Source organism: Rhodococcus sp. AC861 (assembly GCF_979256035.1).
The window spans coordinates 65,038-79,779 of the sequence record NZ_CEEDMW010000005.1 but is presented as its reverse complement, the minus strand read 5'-3'; the positions used below and the strand labels follow the sequence as shown (position 1 = coordinate 79,779).

Here is a 14,742-nt window from a genome sequence, read left to right as displayed (position 1 = left end):
CGCGAGGAGTACTTCATGTCGATCACGACCACGCGATTCGGTGGACACTCGGCCGTCGTCGACGGACCGGGCGGGTATTCCGGCGTCGAGGCCGGACCGGAGTGGGCAGAGGAGATCCTGCGCCTCGCGGAAGCGAAGAACGCCACGATCCTCGCGCACAACTATCAGCTGCCCGCGATCCAGGACATCGCACACCACGTCGGCGATTCCCTCGCCCTGTCCCGCATCGCGGCGCAGGCCGAAGAGGACACCATCGTCTTCTGCGGCGTCCACTTCATGGCCGAGACCGCCAAGATCCTCGCCCCGTCCAAGACGGTGCTCATTCCCGACGAGCGCGCCGGATGCTCCCTCGCCGATTCCATCGATGCGGCGCAGCTGCGCGAGTGGAAGGCCGAGCACCCCGACGCGGTCGTCGTCTCCTACGTCAACACGACGGCCGAGGTCAAAGGCCTCACCGACATCTGCTGCACGTCGTCCAACGCCGTCGAGGTAGTGAACTCCATCGACCGCGACCGCGAGGTGCTGTTCCTTCCCGACCAGTTCCTGGGCGCCCACGTCCGCCGACAGACCGGGCGCACCAACATGCACATCTGGGCGGGGGAGTGCCACGTGCACGCCGGCATCAACGGGGACGAGTTGACCGCTCGGTCTCGCGCCTACCCGGACGCGGAGCTCTACGTCCACCCGGAATGCGGTTGTGCGACGTCCGCTCTGTACCTGGCGGGAGAGGGCTTCGTCCCCGAGGAGAAGGTCAAGATCCTCTCCACCGGAGGAATGTTGGACGCCGCACGGACCACCCGCGCCACGCAGGTCCTGGTGGCCACGGAGATCGGCATGCTGCATCAGTTGCGTAAAGCCGCGCCGGGTGTGGACTTCCAGGCAGTCAACGACCGCGCGTCCTGCCCCTACATGAAGATGATCACTCCCGCGGCCCTGCTGCGGTGTCTCACCGAAGGCAAGGACGAGGTGCACGTCGACCTCGCCACCGCCGAGCGAGCGCGTGCGTCGGTGGAGCGCATGATCGCCATCGGGTCCCCCGGCGGCGGCGAGTGAGCACCCCTCTCACGCCTGCGTGGGAGGCCGACGCCGATCTCGTGGTCGTGGGCGGTGGCGTGGCCGGACTGGCCGCGGCCATCGAGGCCACACGCCTCGGCATGCGGGTACTCGTCGTCGGCAAGGACATCGAGGGCACGTCGACGCAGTACGCGCAGGGCGGCGTCGCCATCGCGACAGGTGACGACGTCGAGGCGCATGTCCGCGACACGCTGACCGCCGGTGCCGGGTTGTGCGACGAGGCCGCGGTGCGGTCCATCGTCGGCGCGGGGTCGGATGCCTTCGACACCTTGGTTGCGCTGGGCGCCACGTTCGACCACGGTCCGGACGGACAGGTGTCGCGCACCCGCGAGGGCGGACACAGCGTCAGCCGCATCGTGCATGCGGGCGGGGACGCGACCGGGCGTGAGATCCAGCGAGCACTGTCGTCGACGGCGCCCGCCACCGTCGGCGGTGCCACGGCGCTGCAGGTCGTCGTCGGCCCCGAGGGTGCGGCCGGTGTGGTCGTCTCCCTCGGCGGGACGACACCGGGTGTCGACGTGGGCATAGTCCGCGCGCCCGCCGTGCTGATCGCGACCGGTGGCAACGGCATGCTCTACGCGGCCAGTACCAATCCCTCCGGAGCGACGGCGGACGGTGTCGCACTCGCTCTGCGCGCCGGTGCGTCCATCGCCGACGTGGAATTCGTGCAGTTCCACCCGACCGTGTTGTTCAGCCCCGGCGGGCGAGGACGTCTGCCCCTCGTCAGCGAGGCAGTGCGCGGCGAAGGTGCGAGACTGACCGACCTCGACGGACGCTCGATCATGCAGGGTGTCCACCCGATGGGCGATCTGGCACCACGAGATGTCGTGTCCCGCACCATCGCTCGGCAACTGGCCGTATCCGGCGCGGACCACGTTCTGCTCGACGCACGACCGGTACGCGACATGCATCGCCGCTTTCCGACGGTCACCGCCGCGTGCCTCGACATGGGTGTCGACCCGTCCGAGTCGCCGATCCCGGTGGCGCCGGCCGCGCATTACGCCTGCGGGGGAGTCGTGACCGACACCGACGGTCGCACATCCGTACCCGGTCTCTTCGCCGCCGGTGAGGTGGCGCGGACGGGTCTGCACGGTGCGAACCGTCTGGCGTCGAACTCGCTGCTCGAGGGCGTCGTCCTCGGCACCCGTGTGGCGCGAGCGGCACGGGCACGGCTCGGAACTCCCGTCGTCGGGGAACCCGCCGAGCTGGGCGACCTCCGCCGTCTGGATCGTGACGTGCTGCAGGCGACGATGACGCGCGACGTCGGCGTCGTCCGCGATGCGGACGGTCTCCACCGGGCATCGGCCGTCCTGGATTCCGCGCAGACGCGGCCGGTCACGTCGGTGGGCGATGTGGAAGACGCGGCGATGACGATGCTCGCGTCCGCCACCGTTCGTGCGGCGGCACTGCGTACCGAGACGCGCGGGGCGCACACCCGACTCGATCATGTCGATTCGGATCCGGCCCAGCGCCGCAGTCGCGCCTTCCGTCTGTCGGAGGACGGCGACATCGTTCTCGTCCGTCACGACGACGACCCGTTCCTCGCCCGGACGACGACGTCGTCCGGGACCACCACCACCGTAGGAGTGTCGTGACCGCCTCGACCGATGATCTGGTCCCCGTCGACCGCGACGAGATTCTCGACGTGGTGCGCAGAGCCCTCGAGGAAGACCTGCGTTACGGACCCGACGTGACGACGCTCGCGACGGTGTCCGCCGACGCGCGCACGCGAGCATCCGTGGTCTCGCGCGGCTACGGCACCGTGGCCGGTGTCGACGTGGCGCTCGTGGTCCTCGACGAGGTCGCCGGGACCTACGAGACGGTGCACCGGGTCGCCGACGGCACGCGCGTCGAGCCCGGTGACGTCGTCCTCACCGTCGAGACGTCGACGCGTGAACTGCTGACGGCCGAGCGGACGATGCTGAACCTGCTGTGCCATCTGTCCGGCATCGCCACGGCGACCGCCGCCTGGGTCGACGCCGTAGCGGGAACGAAATGTGTCGTCCGGGACAGTCGCAAGACCCTCCCCGGACTGCGCGCACTGCAGAAATACGCCGTGCGGGCCGGTGGCGGAACCAACCACCGGATGGGCCTCGGAGATGCCGCGCTGATCAAGGACAACCACGTGGTCGCGGCGGGGTCCGTGGTCGCCGCACTGCATGCCGTGCGGCGTGCGGCACCCGACATCGCGTGCGAGGTCGAGGTGGACACGCTCGAACAACTCGACGAGGTGTTGGCCGAGAACGTCGACCTCGTCCTGCTCGACAACTTCCCCCTGTGGCAGACACAGATGGCCGTGCAGAGACGAGACAGATCGGCTCCGGGTACACGACTCGAATCGTCCGGAGGGCTGACGTTGGACTCGGCCGCCGAGTACGCCGGCACGGGCGTCGACTTCCTCGCCGTGGGCGCTCTCACGCACTCGGTGACGGTGCTCGACCTGGGCCTCGACTTCGGCTGACGTTTCGGTGTCGGGCTCCTCGGGCACAATCGGTCACATGACATCAGTGACGACAGTGGACCGTGGCGACCGTGTGATCGCCCGACGGGTGACCGTGAACGCATCGGCAGACGAACTCTTCGCACAGGTGGCCGACCCGCATCGTCACGGCGAGCTCGACGGCTCCGGCACCGTCAAGGACACCGTGAAGGGCCCGTCGCCTCTGTCGAACGGAGCGAAGTTCTCGGTGAAGATGAAGCAGTTCGGCCTGCCGTACCGGATCACCAGCACGGTGACGGAGTTCGTGGACACCGGTGACACCAAGGTCATCGAGTGGCAGCACCCGCTGGGACACAAGTGGCGCTGGGAGTTCGCGCAGACCTCGCCGACGACGACCGACGTCACGGAATCGTTCATCTACGGCACCGCCAAGGCTCCGGCGATGCTCGAACTGACCAAGCAGACGGACAAGAACGTCGTCGGAATCACCGCCACGCTCGAGCAACTGGCCAACCGGTACGCCTGACCTCGCTGTCGGCCAGTCGTCCCCGACGGGTGCGGCCAGTGGGCGTTGCGCGATAATTGCCATGCGCCGCACGGCCGCACCACGCCGTGACCCCCGAGAGGACCACTCATGACCGCCCGCACCGAGCTGAGACGCGTCGATCTACGCGGCAGCTCCCCGTCCACGGCCGAACTCAGGGCCGTTCTCCCGCGAGGCGGAGTGGACGTGAACTCGGTGCTGCATCTGGTCACTCCTGTGGTCGAGGCGGTCCGTGAGCGCGGTGCCGACGCGGCGCTCGACTACTGCGAGACGTTCGACAGGGTCCGTCCCGACGCGGTGCGCGTACCCGCCGCCGCGCTGGAGGAGGCCCTGGCCGACCTCGATCCCGCTGTCCGTGAGGCGTTGAACGTCTCCATCGAGCGCTCCCGCACGGTGCACGAGGATCAGCGGCGCTCGGAGACGGTGACCACGGTCGTCCCCGGGGGCACGGTCACCGAGAAGTGGGTGCCCGTCGATCGCGTCGGTCTGTACGTGCCCGGAGGCAATGCCGTCTACCCGTCGTCGGTCGTCATGAACGTCGTGCCGGCGCAGGTGGCAGGTGTGGGCAGTCTCGTCGTCGCGTCGCCGCCGCAGGTCGACTTCGGCGGACTGCCGCACCCCACGATTCTCGCCGCCGCGGCTCTGCTGGGCGTCGAGGAGGTCTGGGCTGTGGGCGGGGCGCAGGGCGTCGCGCTGCTCACCTACGGCGGCATCGACACCGACGGTGAGGCCCTCGAGCCGGTCGACATGATCACCGGACCCGGCAACATCTACGTCACCGCCGCCAAGCGGCTGTGCCGAGGCGTCGTCGGCATCGACTCCGAAGCAGGACCGACGGAGATCGCGATCCTCGCCGATCACACCGCGGACCCGGTCCACGTGGCGGCCGACCTCATCTCCCAGGCCGAGCACGATGTCCTGGCTGCCAGCGTGCTGGTGACCACCTCCCTGGAGCTGGCAGACGCCGTCACACGTGAGGTCGCCGAGCGCACTCTCACCACCAAGCACTCCGAGCGTGTGGCGACGGCGCTGTCGGGCGAGCAGTCCGGCATCGTGCTGGTCGATTCGCTCGACGCCGGCATCAGGACCGTCGACGCGTACGCCGCGGAGCACCTCGAGATCCAGACGGAGAACGCGTCGGAGGTCGCCGGTCGCATCCGCAGCGCCGGAGCGGTCTTCGTCGGCCCGTGGTCACCGGTGAGCCTCGGTGACTACTGCGCGGGTTCCAATCACGTCCTGCCGACAGCAGGGTGCGCCCGGTTCTCGTCGGGTCTGTCCGTGCAGACGTTCCTGCGTGGGATCCACATCGTCGACTACTCGCGGGACGCACTCGAAGGAGTTGCGGCGCATGTCGTCGCCTTGGCGAATGCGGAGGATCTGCCCGCTCACGGCGACGCTGTGAGCGTGCGTTTCGAGGCGCGCTCGTGACGGCCGTTCCCGGTTCGGGCGCCACCCTCGCCGACCTGCCGTTACGCGAAGCGCTGGTGGGGAAGTCGCCGTACGGTGCCCCGCAGCTCGAGGTTCCGGTCCAACTGAACACCAACGAGAATCCGCACCCGCCGTCCGAGGCGCTCGTCGAGGACGTGGCGCGGTCGGTTCGCGAAGCCGCGGCGTCGCTGCACCGGTACCCGGATCGGGACGCGGTCGCTCTGCGGACCGACCTGGCGTCGTACGTGGCGGGACGCACCGGGGTCGCGGTGACCGTCGACAACCTGTGGGCGGCCAACGGCTCGAACGAGATCCTGCAGCAGGTGCTCCAGGCGTTCGGCGGGCCGGGGCGACGCGCGCTGGGATTCGTCCCGTCGTACTCGATGCATCCGATCATCTCGGCGGGAACGCAGACGGAATTCCTCGACCTGCACCGCCGCGAGGACTTCTCGCTCGACATCGATGCGGCCGTGTCGGCCATCGAGTCGACCGACCCCGACGTCGTCTTCGTGACCACGCCGAACAACCCGACCGGACACACACTGACGCTCGACGACATCCGCAGGATCATCTCGGCGACACGCGGAATCGTCATCGTCGACGAGGCCTACGCGGAGTTCTCCGATGCGCCGAGTGCGGTGGAGTTGATCGACGAGTTCCCGACCCGCGTGGTGGTCAGCCGGACCATGAGCAAGGCGTTCGCCTTCGCGGGCGGACGGCTGGGCTATCTGGTCGCCGCGCCGGCGATCGTCGACGCACTCCTGCTGGTCCGGCTCCCGTACCACCTGTCGGTTCTGACGCAGGCCGCTGCGCGCGCCGCGCTGCGGCACGCCGACGACACCCTGGCCTCCGTCGCGGAACTGGCATCGGAGCGTGACCGTGTGATGGGTCGACTGGCCGCACTCGGATTCCATGTCATTCCGAGCAGCGCCAACTTCGTCCTGTTCGGTCGCTTCGCCGACGCGGCCGCGGTGTGGCAGCAGTACCTCGATCACGGCGTCCTGATACGGGACGTCGGCATCGACGGGCACCTGCGGGTGACCATCGGCGTGGAGGCGGAGAACGACCGCTTCCTCGAGGTCAGTGCTGCGCTCGTCGACACGGTGACCGGCCCCATCGCCCCCCTACAGAGGACGTCCCAGTGAGCAGCATCATGACCCCGAACCGCATCGCGCGTATCGAGCGGACGACGAAGGAGTCGTCCATCACGGTGGAGCTCAACCTCGACGGCACCGGGATCGTGGACGTCTCCACCGGTGTCCCGTTCTTCGACCACATGCTGACCGCGCTGGGAACGCACGCCAGTTTCGACCTGACCGTGCATGCGAAGGGCGACATCGAGATCGAGGCACATCACACGGTCGAGGACACGGCTATCGTCCTCGGCCAGGCGCTGGGCCAGGCACTCGGCGACAAGAAGGGAATTCGCCGTTTCGGTGACGCGTTCATTCCGATGGACGAGACGTTGGCTCACGCATCGGTCGACGTGTCCGGCCGCCCGTACTGCGTGCACACCGGGGAACCGGAGCACATGCTGCACGCCGTCATCGCGGGATATCCGGGCGCGCCGTACTCGACGGTGATCAACCGCCACGTCTTCGAATCCATCGCGTCCAACGCTCGCATCGCCCTGCACGTCCGGGTGCTGTACGGGCGCGACCAGCACCACGTCACCGAGGCCGAGTACAAGGCCGTCGCGCGCGCTCTCCGCGCTGCCGTCGAGCCGGACCCTCGCGTCACGGGTGTGCCGTCGACGAAGGGAAGTCTGTGAGCTCGGTAGCGCTGCTCGATTACGGTTCGGGGAATTTGCACTCTGCACAGCGGGCTCTCGAGCGTGTGGGTGCCGATGTGACCGTGACCTCCGACCACCGCGTCGCCCTCGCCGCCGACGGGCTCGTGGTTCCGGGCGTCGGCGCGTTCGGCGCCTGCATGGACGGTCTGCTGTCGGTCCGCGGGGACGAGCTCGTCGACAAGCGGTTGGCCGGTGGCCGTCCCGTGCTGGGCATCTGTGTCGGTATGCAGATCATGTTCGATCGTGGTGTCGAGTTCGACATCCCCGCGACGGGCTGTGGCCAGTGGCCCGGAACGGTCGACAAACTGCATGCCGAGGTCCTGCCGCACATGGGGTGGAACACGGTCCGTCCCGGCGAGGACTCGGTCCTGTTCGCCGGGATGAGCCCCGACACGCGCTTCTACTTCGTGCACTCCTACGGCGCCCAGACCTGGGAGATGGAACCGAGCGACTCCCTGGCAGCGCCCGTTCTCACGTGGGCGAACCACGGCGGTGATTTCATCGCGGCCGTCGAGAACGGTCCGCTGTCGGCGACGCAGTTCCACCCGGAGAAGTCGGGCGACGCGGGCGCGGTGCTGCTCGAGAACTGGCTTCGTACGCTCTCGTGAGCGAGCTACCCGACTTCTCCTTCGGGCGGCACGCCGCGCTCGTGCTGGGTGCGGCCACGGTGATGCTCGGTCTCACGACGGTGGCGCTGTGGGCGATGAGCCCCGACGGGCCGCTCGGTCTCGTCGTCGTCGCGGTCGGTCTCGTCCTGACGTTCGCGGTCGCATCCGTCGTGTCCAAGCAATCCCTACGCAGGTCTTTCGACGAGGTGGGTACCGACGACGCCGAAGCCGACCGCAGCGACTGACCGCCCTGCCCTGCCGCACAGCGCCGTCGATCGTGCCGGTAACCTCGTCGAACGTGAGCCTGGTACTTCTTCCCGCAGTCGATGTCGCCGACGGTCAAGCTGTTCGTCTCGTCCAAGGAGAGGCCGGCAGTGAGACCTCCTACGGCTCGCCCCGTGACGCCGCCCTCGCGTGGCAGAACGACGGAGCCGAGTGGGTGCACCTCGTCGATCTCGACGCCGCTTTCGGCCGCGGATCGAACCGTGAGTTGCTCGCCGGCGTCGTCGGCGAACTCGACGTGAAGGTCGAGCTGTCGGGAGGAATCCGCGACGACGAGAGTCTGCGCGCGGCGCTGGCCACCGGATGCGCGCGCGTCAACCTCGGTACCGCGGCGCTCGAGGATCCGGAATGGTGCAAGCGGGCCATCGGCGAGTACGGAGACCGTGTCGCCGTGGGACTCGACGTGCGCATCGTCGACGGACAGCACCGCCTCCGCGGCCGTGGGTGGGTCAGCGACGGGGGAGACCTCTGGGAGGTGCTCGAGCGCCTCGATCGCGACGGTTGCACCCGCTACGTGGTCACCGACGTCACGCGCGACGGCACCTTGACCGGCCCCAATCTCGAACTCCTCGAACAGGTCTGCGCCGTCACCGACGCACCCGTCATCGCCTCCGGTGGCGTGTCCACCGTGGACGATCTGGTGGCCATCGCGTCCCTGACGCCGAAGGGTGTCGAGGGCTCGATCGTGGGCAAGGCGCTCTACGCCGGCAAGTTCACGCTCCCGCAGGCCCTCGCAGCGGTCGCGGACAGCGCGCCGTCGACGCCGTGAGCGATCTGGATCTCGACAGCCTCGCCGGCACCGCCCGCGGGCTGCTCGACGGGATCCACGACCGGTTCGTCGCCGGCGCCGGCGCTCCCAGCGCTGTCGCCAAGGGCCCGGACGACTTCGCGACGGCCGTCGACCTCGAACTGGAACGCCGACTGGTCGAGGAGTTGCAGGAGCAGACGCAGATCCCCGTCCACGGCGAGGAATTCGGCGGTCCGCCCGTCGACTCCGGAACCGTGTGGGTCCTCGACCCCATCGACGGCACCTTCAACTACTCGTACGGATTGCCCACGGCGGGAACGTTGCTCGCGCTGATGGTCGACGGCACTCCGGTCATCGGCCTGACGTGGCTGCCGTTGATCGGACAGCGTTTCTGGGCTGTCGACGGTGGTCCGGTGTACCGCGACGGCGATGCGTTGCCCCGTCTGTCGACCACGTCCCTTTCGTCGTCGGTCGTGGGCTTCGGTGCCTTCAACATCGACAGTCGGGGCAGGCTGCCGGGGGCGTACCGAGTCCAGCTGCTGTCCGACATCAGTCGGGTGTCCTCGCGCATCCGCATGCACGGCTCGACGGGTCTAGACCTCGCGTACACCGCGGCGGGAACACTCGGAGCGTCGATCGTGTTCGGACACCACGCCTGGGACAACGCGGCGGGAGCCATGCTGGTGCGCGCAGCGGGCGGCGTCGTCACGGATCTGGCCGGGGAGCAGTGGACCTCGGCGTCGACCTCGGTCCTGGCCGCGGCGCCCGGTGTGCACGAGGAAGTTCTGAACATCCTCGCGCATGTCGGTGATCCCGCGTCGTACACACCCGATACCCGGTCAGGAGCCCGTAGATGAGCGTCGCGGTCCGTGTCATCCCGTGCCTGGACGTAGATGCCGGCCGTGTGGTCAAGGGCGTCAATTTCGCCGACCTCCGCGACGCGGGGGATCCGGTGGAACTCGCCGCGAAGTACGACGCCGAAGGCGCCGACGAACTGACGTTCCTCGACGTCACCGCGTCGTCGGGCGGCCGGGCGACGATGCTCGACGTGGTCACCCGCACCGCCGAGCAGGTTTTCATTCCCCTCACGGTGGGCGGCGGAGTCCGCACGGTGCAGGACGTGGACACGTTGCTCCGCGCGGGCGCCGACAAGGTGTCCATCAACACCGCTGCACTGGCGCGGCCTGAGTTGTTGCGGGAGCTCAGTTCTCGTTTCGGGTCGCAGTGCATCGTGCTGTCGGTCGATGCGCGGACGGTGCCCGAGGGTGAGCAGCCCACCGAGTCCGGCTGGGAGGTGACGACCCACGGTGGTCGGCGCGGTACCGGTGTCGACGCCGTCGAGTGGGCACGCCGCGGCGCCGAACTGGGCGTCGGAGAAATCTTGCTGAACTCGATGGACGCTGACGGTACGAAGGCCGGGTTCGACATCGCGATGATCACGGCGGTGCGCGGCGCGGTGCACGTCCCGGTGATCGCCAGCGGGGGAGCGGGCGCGGTCGAGCACTTCGCCCCAGCCGTGGCAGCGGGTGCCGACGCCGTCCTCGCAGCCAGTGTCTTCCACTTCGGTGAGATGACGATCGGTGACGTCAAGACGGCCCTGCGCGCGGACGGAGTGGAGGTCCGGTGAGTACTCCCGTTCTCGATCCCGCCATCGCGTCGCGGCTCAAGCGCAACGACGACGGTCTGGTCTGTGCGGTCGCACAGGAACGCGGGACCGGAGACGTCCTGATGGTCGCCTGGATGGACGACACCGCTCTCGCGATGACTCTCGAGACGCGGAAGGGGACCTACTGGTCCCGATCGCGTCGTGAGTACTGGGTCAAGGGCGAGTCGTCCGGGCATGCGCAGCGCGTGCACGAGGTGCGACTCGACTGCGACGGCGACACCGTGCTGCTGACGGTCGATCAGACCGGCGGCGCCTGCCATACCGGCGACCACACGTGCTTCGACGCGGATCTGCTGCTCGGGGACGACAGCTAGTCGGAACTCGTCTGGCGCGCGATTCCTGCGTCGAGATTCGTCACCATCACGGTTCCAAGTGCCAGCAGTTCCGAGACCTGATCGTCGTCGAGGCCGTCGAAGACCAGCGACCGAACGGTCGATACGTGCCCCGGGGCGGTCTCGATCACCTTGGCGTACCCGTCGTCCGTCAGCACGGCGTGTGATCCGCGCCCACCGCTGATGCTTTCCCGACGCGCCCATCCGGCTTTCTCGAGTTTCGTCATCACGTGGGAGAGCCGCGACAACGAGGCATTGGAGAAGTCGGCGAGGTCTCGCAGACGCAGGCGCCGGTCGGGGGCCTCCGACAGGGTGGCGAGGACGAAGTAGTCGAAGTGCGTCATACCCGAGTCGCGCTGGAGCTGGGTGTCCAGCGCCGCCGGCAGGCGTGTCACGAATGCCACCAGCGCCCGCCAGGCGTCCTGTTGTTCGGGAGTGAGCCATCGCGTGGCCTGTGGTTCCTGTGCATCAGCCATCGCTGTCGAAATCGTCCTGTTCTGCCGTCGTCGCTGTCGGTGATCGTTCGAGTCTCCCACCGCGACGCTGCGTTCCGCCGCGCGGAGGCCCGGTGAGTCGGCGCACCCGTGCGAGCCACACCTGAAGTACCCGGGAAGATGGGGCGCATGCAAGCTGAGAAGGACACGGCCGCGTCCGGTGCGTCGACGCGGTCCGGCGGCGACGGCACTACCACCCGGGAGCAGTTCCGCGAGCTCGCCGCGGTGCACCGAGTAGTCCCGGTGATCCGGAAGGTGTTGGCAGACTCCGAGACTCCGCTGTCGGCCTATCGCAAGCTGGGCGGTGACAAGCCGGGAACGTTCCTGCTCGAGTCGGCGGAGAACGGCCGCTCGTGGTCGCGCTGGTCGTTCATCGGCGCGGGCAGTCCCAGCGCGTTGACGGTCGTGGACGGTGAAGCGGCCTGGATGGGCGAGACTCCCGCGGGTGCACCGTCGGGTGGTCATCCACTCGACGCCCTGGGCGCGACGATCGAACTGCTGCGCTCGGAGCGTCTGCCGAACCTGCCGCCGTTGACCGGTGGGATGGTCGGCTATCTCGGGTACGACGCCGTCCGCCACATCGAGCGTCTCCCCGAGCTGACCGAGGACGATCTGCAGATCCCCGAGATGGTCATGCTGCTGGCCACCGACCTGGCAGCCGTCGATCATCACGAGGGCGCGATCACCCTGATCGCCAACGCGGTCAACTGGGACGGCACCGACAACCGGGTGGACGAGGCGTACGACGACGCCGTCGCCCGGCTCGATCGGATGACCGCGGCCCTGTCCTCGCCGGCCGACTCCACCGTCGCGTCGTACTCGCGGCCGGCACCGCAGTTCCGCCGTCAGCGCACCTCCGAAGGATTCGGGGCCGACGTGCGCCGTCTCGTGGAGGAGATCGAGGCCGGCGAGGCGTTCCAGGTGGTGCTGTCGCAACGTTTCGAGATGGACACCGACGCCACTCCGTTGGACGTCTACCGCATGCTGCGGGCGTCGAATCCCAGCCCGTACATGTACCTGATGCACGTACCGGGCCCCGACGGCGAGACCGCCTTCTCCATCGTCGGCTCCAGCCCGGAGTCGTTGGTCACCGTCGCCGACGGCGTCGCCACGACACATCCCATCGCGGGTACTCGCTGGCGCGGCGCCACCGAGGAGGACGACATCCTGCTCGAGAAGGACCTGCTGGTGGACGAGAAGGAGAACTCGGAACACCTCATGCTCGTCGACCTCGGGCGCAACGATCTGGGCCGCGTGTGCGAGCCGGGCACGGTGAAGGTGACCGAGTACCGCCACGTCGAGCGCTACAGCCACGTCATGCACCTGGTGTCGACGGTGACGGGCCGGCTCGACGAGGGCAAGCACGCGCTCGACGCCGTGCGCGCGTGCTTCCCCGCGGGCACGCTGTCCGGCGCGCCCAAGGTCCGAGCGATGGAACTGATCGAGGAACTCGAGCCCACTCGCCGGGGTGTGTACGGAGGGATCGTCGGATACCTCGACTTCGACGGCGACGCCGACACCGCCATCTGCATCCGCTCCGCACTGATCAAGGACGGAACCGCCTACGTCCAGGCGGGCGCCGGGGTCGTGGCCGATTCGGTCGCCGAGTACGAGGACACGGAGGCCCGAAACAAGGCCATGGCCGTACTCGGTGCGGTGGCCGCGGCCGAGACGGTGACGACGTTCGGGGCAGGTCGGTGAGAGGCGGCCGTTCCACCGTCGGTATCTCCGCGGTTCTGCTCGCCCTCGCGGCTCTGGCGCTGTGGGCGTCGTCCCGCATGACGTGGGTGACGGTGATCAGCTCCGACGGACTGGGGGAGCAGCAGACCACCCGTCTGGTGGGTGGGACATGGGCGGCGGCCACGACGCCGTTGGCCATCGCAGCCATCGCCGCCGTAGCGGCTCTGTTCGCCATCCGTGGCCGATGGACCGTCGTGCTGGCGGGGCTGATCACGCTGGTGGCGGTGGCTGCGGCGATCCCGTCGGTGCAGCTGCTTCTCTCGGGTGCCACCGCGGACCGTGCCGGGTCTCTCGCGGAACTGCCGGGCCGGGCCGAGGTGATCTCCGCGGAGGCGAACAGGGCACCCGCGGCGTTGGCGTTTCTCGGAGCGCTTCTCGCTCTTGCCGCCGCGGTGACCGTCGCCCGGTCCGCCCGCTCGACCCGCGGGTTGTCCGACCGTTACGACAGTCCCGCCGTCCGACGCGATCGCGCCGAGCAGACAGTGCTGGCCGATCCCGACGACCCCGCGGAGGAACCGAGTGAACGTGCCATCTGGGATGCGCTCGACTCGGGCCTGGACCCCACGCTCGATCGTGAACGACGCTCCGGCGAGGGGCGATCGGAGAACGGTGAGACCCGCTAGTCGGTCTTGTCCGTCCGGCCTCTACTCTGAGCGAACGGATGACAAGCGCCACACATCCACCGCGGTGTCTCCGACGACATCGACTGCACTTCGAAAGGACGCGGGGGCTCCGATGACCGTTCTCGATTCGATCCTCGACGGAGTACGTGCGGATGCACTCGCACGCGAATCCGTCGTCGATTTCGCCTCCGTCAAGAAGGCCGCTGCCGCTGCTCGGCCTGCACTCGATGCCGCCGCAGCGCTCATCGAGCCCGGTATCGCCGTCATCGCCGAGGTCAAGCGCGCCAGCCCGTCGAAGGGCGCGCTCGCAGACATCCCGGACCCCGCTGTCCTCGCCGGCGCCTACGAAGCAGGCGGCGCTCGTGTGATCAGTGTGCTGACCGAGGAGCGTCGGTTCCGCGGTTCGCTCGACGACCTCGATGCGGTGCGCCGCGCGGTCAGCATCCCGGTGCTGCGCAAGGACTTCATCGTCGGGCCGTACCAGATCCACGAGGCGCGAGCGCACGGTGCGGACATGATCCTGCTCATCGTCGCGGCCCTCGAACAGGACGCGTTGGCGTCGTTGCTGGACCGCACCGAATCGCTCGGTATGACGCCCCTCGTCGAGGTGCACACCGAGGAAGAGGCGGACCGGGCCCTCGAAGCCGGCGCGAAGATCATCGGTGTCAACGCCCGCAACCTGAAGACGTTGGAAGTCGACCCCGACACGTTCTCGCGGATCGCTCCCGGCCTGCCGTCGAACATCATCCGCGTCGCCGAGTCCGGTGTCCGCGGCACCGCCGACCTCCTGGCCTACGCCGGCGCGGGTGCGGACGCCGTGCTCGTCGGCGAGGGATTGGTCACCAGTGGCGACCCTCGCTCCGCCGTGCGTGATCTGGTGGCCGCCGGAACGCACCCGTCGTGCCCGAAACCGGCTCGCTGAGCAGTTCCACCCGGCTCGTCGGCGCAACGCGTCATCGGGCAGACTCTTG

Annotated in this window: 17 protein-coding genes; 16 read left to right on the top strand and 1 reads right to left on the bottom strand. The window is 68.7% G+C overall.

What is annotated here, in order from left to right; translation table 11 throughout:
- Positions 1-15: 15 nt before the first annotated feature.
- From nadA to hisI, 13 genes are all read left to right on the top strand, one after another.
- A complete protein-coding gene (gene nadA, locus AC0IX4_RS16655; protein ID WP_042573285.1) occupies positions 16-1,053 on the top strand; it encodes a quinolinate synthase NadA in 1,038 nt (345 codons plus the stop codon).
- Positions 1,050-2,669, top strand: coding sequence for an L-aspartate oxidase (locus AC0IX4_RS16650; RefSeq protein ID WP_471830000.1), 1,620 nt, complete (start codon positions 1,050-1,052; stop codon positions 2,667-2,669). The genes nadA and AC0IX4_RS16650 overlap by 4 nt, the downstream gene beginning before the upstream one ends.
- Positions 2,666-3,535 (top strand): carboxylating nicotinate-nucleotide diphosphorylase, encoded by an 870-nt coding sequence (nadC, locus tag AC0IX4_RS16645; protein WP_042573286.1) that lies wholly within the window; start codon positions 2,666-2,668, stop codon positions 3,533-3,535. The genes AC0IX4_RS16650 and nadC overlap by 4 nt, the downstream gene beginning before the upstream one ends.
- Before the next feature lie 37 nt (positions 3,536-3,572).
- Positions 3,573-4,040 (top strand): SRPBCC family protein, encoded by a 468-nt coding sequence (locus AC0IX4_RS16640; protein WP_042573408.1) that lies wholly within the window; start codon positions 3,573-3,575, stop codon positions 4,038-4,040.
- 108 nt (positions 4,041-4,148) lie between these two features.
- A complete protein-coding gene (gene hisD / locus AC0IX4_RS16635) occupies positions 4,149-5,486 on the top strand; it encodes a histidinol dehydrogenase (protein ID WP_471829999.1) in 1,338 nt (445 codons plus the stop codon).
- On the top strand, positions 5,483-6,631 hold the full coding sequence (locus tag AC0IX4_RS16630) for a histidinol-phosphate transaminase (RefSeq protein ID WP_056069060.1): 1,149 nt from the start codon (positions 5,483-5,485) through the stop codon (positions 6,629-6,631). The genes hisD and AC0IX4_RS16630 overlap by 4 nt, the downstream gene beginning before the upstream one ends.
- Positions 6,632-6,639: 8 nt before the next feature.
- Positions 6,640-7,257: an imidazoleglycerol-phosphate dehydratase HisB gene (hisB, locus tag AC0IX4_RS16625; RefSeq protein ID WP_042573409.1), complete on the top strand. Its 618-nt coding sequence runs from the start codon at positions 6,640-6,642 to the stop codon at positions 7,255-7,257.
- A complete protein-coding gene (hisH, locus tag AC0IX4_RS16620) occupies positions 7,254-7,886 on the top strand; it encodes an imidazole glycerol phosphate synthase subunit HisH (RefSeq protein WP_042573289.1) in 633 nt (210 codons plus the stop codon). The genes hisB and hisH overlap by 4 nt, the downstream gene beginning before the upstream one ends.
- A complete protein-coding gene (locus tag AC0IX4_RS16615; protein ID WP_056069057.1) occupies positions 7,883-8,131 on the top strand; it encodes a hypothetical protein in 249 nt (82 codons plus the stop codon). Before hisH ends, AC0IX4_RS16615 begins: the two co-directional genes overlap by 4 nt.
- 53 nt (positions 8,132-8,184) lie before the next feature.
- Positions 8,185-8,937: a bifunctional 1-(5-phosphoribosyl)-5-((5-phosphoribosylamino)methylideneamino)imidazole-4-carboxamide isomerase/phosphoribosylanthranilate isomerase PriA gene (priA, locus tag AC0IX4_RS16610; RefSeq protein ID WP_042573410.1), complete on the top strand. Its 753-nt coding sequence runs from the start codon at positions 8,185-8,187 to the stop codon at positions 8,935-8,937.
- A complete protein-coding gene (locus tag AC0IX4_RS16605) occupies positions 8,934-9,773 on the top strand; it encodes an inositol monophosphatase family protein (RefSeq protein WP_042573291.1) in 840 nt (279 codons plus the stop codon). Before priA ends, AC0IX4_RS16605 begins: the two co-directional genes overlap by 4 nt.
- On the top strand, positions 9,770-10,543 hold the full coding sequence (gene hisF / locus AC0IX4_RS16600) for an imidazole glycerol phosphate synthase subunit HisF (RefSeq protein ID WP_042573292.1): 774 nt from the start codon (positions 9,770-9,772) through the stop codon (positions 10,541-10,543). The genes AC0IX4_RS16605 and hisF overlap by 4 nt, the downstream gene beginning before the upstream one ends.
- Entirely contained in the window at positions 10,540-10,896 is a 357-nt protein-coding gene (hisI, locus tag AC0IX4_RS16595) for a phosphoribosyl-AMP cyclohydrolase (protein WP_042573293.1), read from the top strand. Before hisF ends, hisI begins: the two co-directional genes overlap by 4 nt.
- On the opposite strand, the gene AC0IX4_RS16590 is transcribed toward hisI, so the two are convergent.
- Positions 10,893-11,390, bottom strand: coding sequence for a MarR family winged helix-turn-helix transcriptional regulator (locus AC0IX4_RS16590; RefSeq protein ID WP_042573294.1), 498 nt, complete (start codon positions 11,388-11,390; stop codon positions 10,893-10,895). The genes hisI and AC0IX4_RS16590 overlap by 4 nt on opposite strands.
- 147 nt (positions 11,391-11,537) lie before the next feature.
- Here AC0IX4_RS16590 and AC0IX4_RS16585 point away from each other — a divergent pair, with 147 nt between their 5' ends.
- The 3 genes from AC0IX4_RS16585 to trpC all read left to right on the top strand — a co-directional run bounded on the left by AC0IX4_RS16585 (position 11,538) and on the right by trpC (position 14,693).
- Positions 11,538-13,109 (top strand): anthranilate synthase component I, encoded by a 1,572-nt coding sequence (locus AC0IX4_RS16585; RefSeq protein ID WP_042573295.1) that lies wholly within the window; start codon positions 11,538-11,540, stop codon positions 13,107-13,109.
- On the top strand, positions 13,106-13,771 hold the full coding sequence (locus tag AC0IX4_RS16580; RefSeq protein WP_471829996.1) for a TIGR02234 family membrane protein: 666 nt from the start codon (positions 13,106-13,108) through the stop codon (positions 13,769-13,771). The genes AC0IX4_RS16585 and AC0IX4_RS16580 overlap by 4 nt, the downstream gene beginning before the upstream one ends.
- 112 nt (positions 13,772-13,883) lie before the next feature.
- Positions 13,884-14,693 carry an indole-3-glycerol phosphate synthase TrpC gene (trpC, locus tag AC0IX4_RS16575; RefSeq protein ID WP_042573297.1) on the top strand — a complete coding sequence of 270 codons (810 nt, stop codon included), beginning with the start codon at positions 13,884-13,886 and terminating at the stop codon, positions 14,691-14,693.
- Positions 14,694-14,742: the final 49 nt, after the last annotated feature.

What these genes read in the sequence shown, in the direction of transcription:
- hisB (WP_042573409.1), top strand. Translation starts at nt 6,640, where the DNA reads ATGACCCCGAACCGCATCGCGCGTATCGAGCGGACGACGAAGGAGTCG.
- trpC (WP_042573297.1), top strand. Translation starts at nt 13,884, where the DNA reads ATGACCGTTCTCGATTCGATCCTCGACGGAGTACGTGCGGATGCACTC.
- hisF (WP_042573292.1), top strand. Translation starts at nt 9,770, where the DNA reads ATGAGCGTCGCGGTCCGTGTCATCCCGTGCCTGGACGTAGATGCCGGC.
- AC0IX4_RS16640 (WP_042573408.1), top strand. Translation starts at nt 3,573, where the DNA reads ATGACATCAGTGACGACAGTGGACCGTGGCGACCGTGTGATCGCCCGA.
- hisD (WP_471829999.1), top strand. Translation starts at nt 4,149, where the DNA reads ATGACCGCCCGCACCGAGCTGAGACGCGTCGATCTACGCGGCAGCTCC.
- nadA (WP_042573285.1), top strand. Translation starts at nt 16, where the DNA reads ATGTCGATCACGACCACGCGATTCGGTGGACACTCGGCCGTCGTCGAC.
- AC0IX4_RS16590 (WP_042573294.1), bottom strand. Translation starts at nt 11,390, where the DNA reads ATGGCTGATGCACAGGAACCACAGGCCACGCGATGGCTCACTCCCGAA.
- AC0IX4_RS16585 (WP_042573295.1), top strand. Translation starts at nt 11,538, where the DNA reads ATGCAAGCTGAGAAGGACACGGCCGCGTCCGGTGCGTCGACGCGGTCC.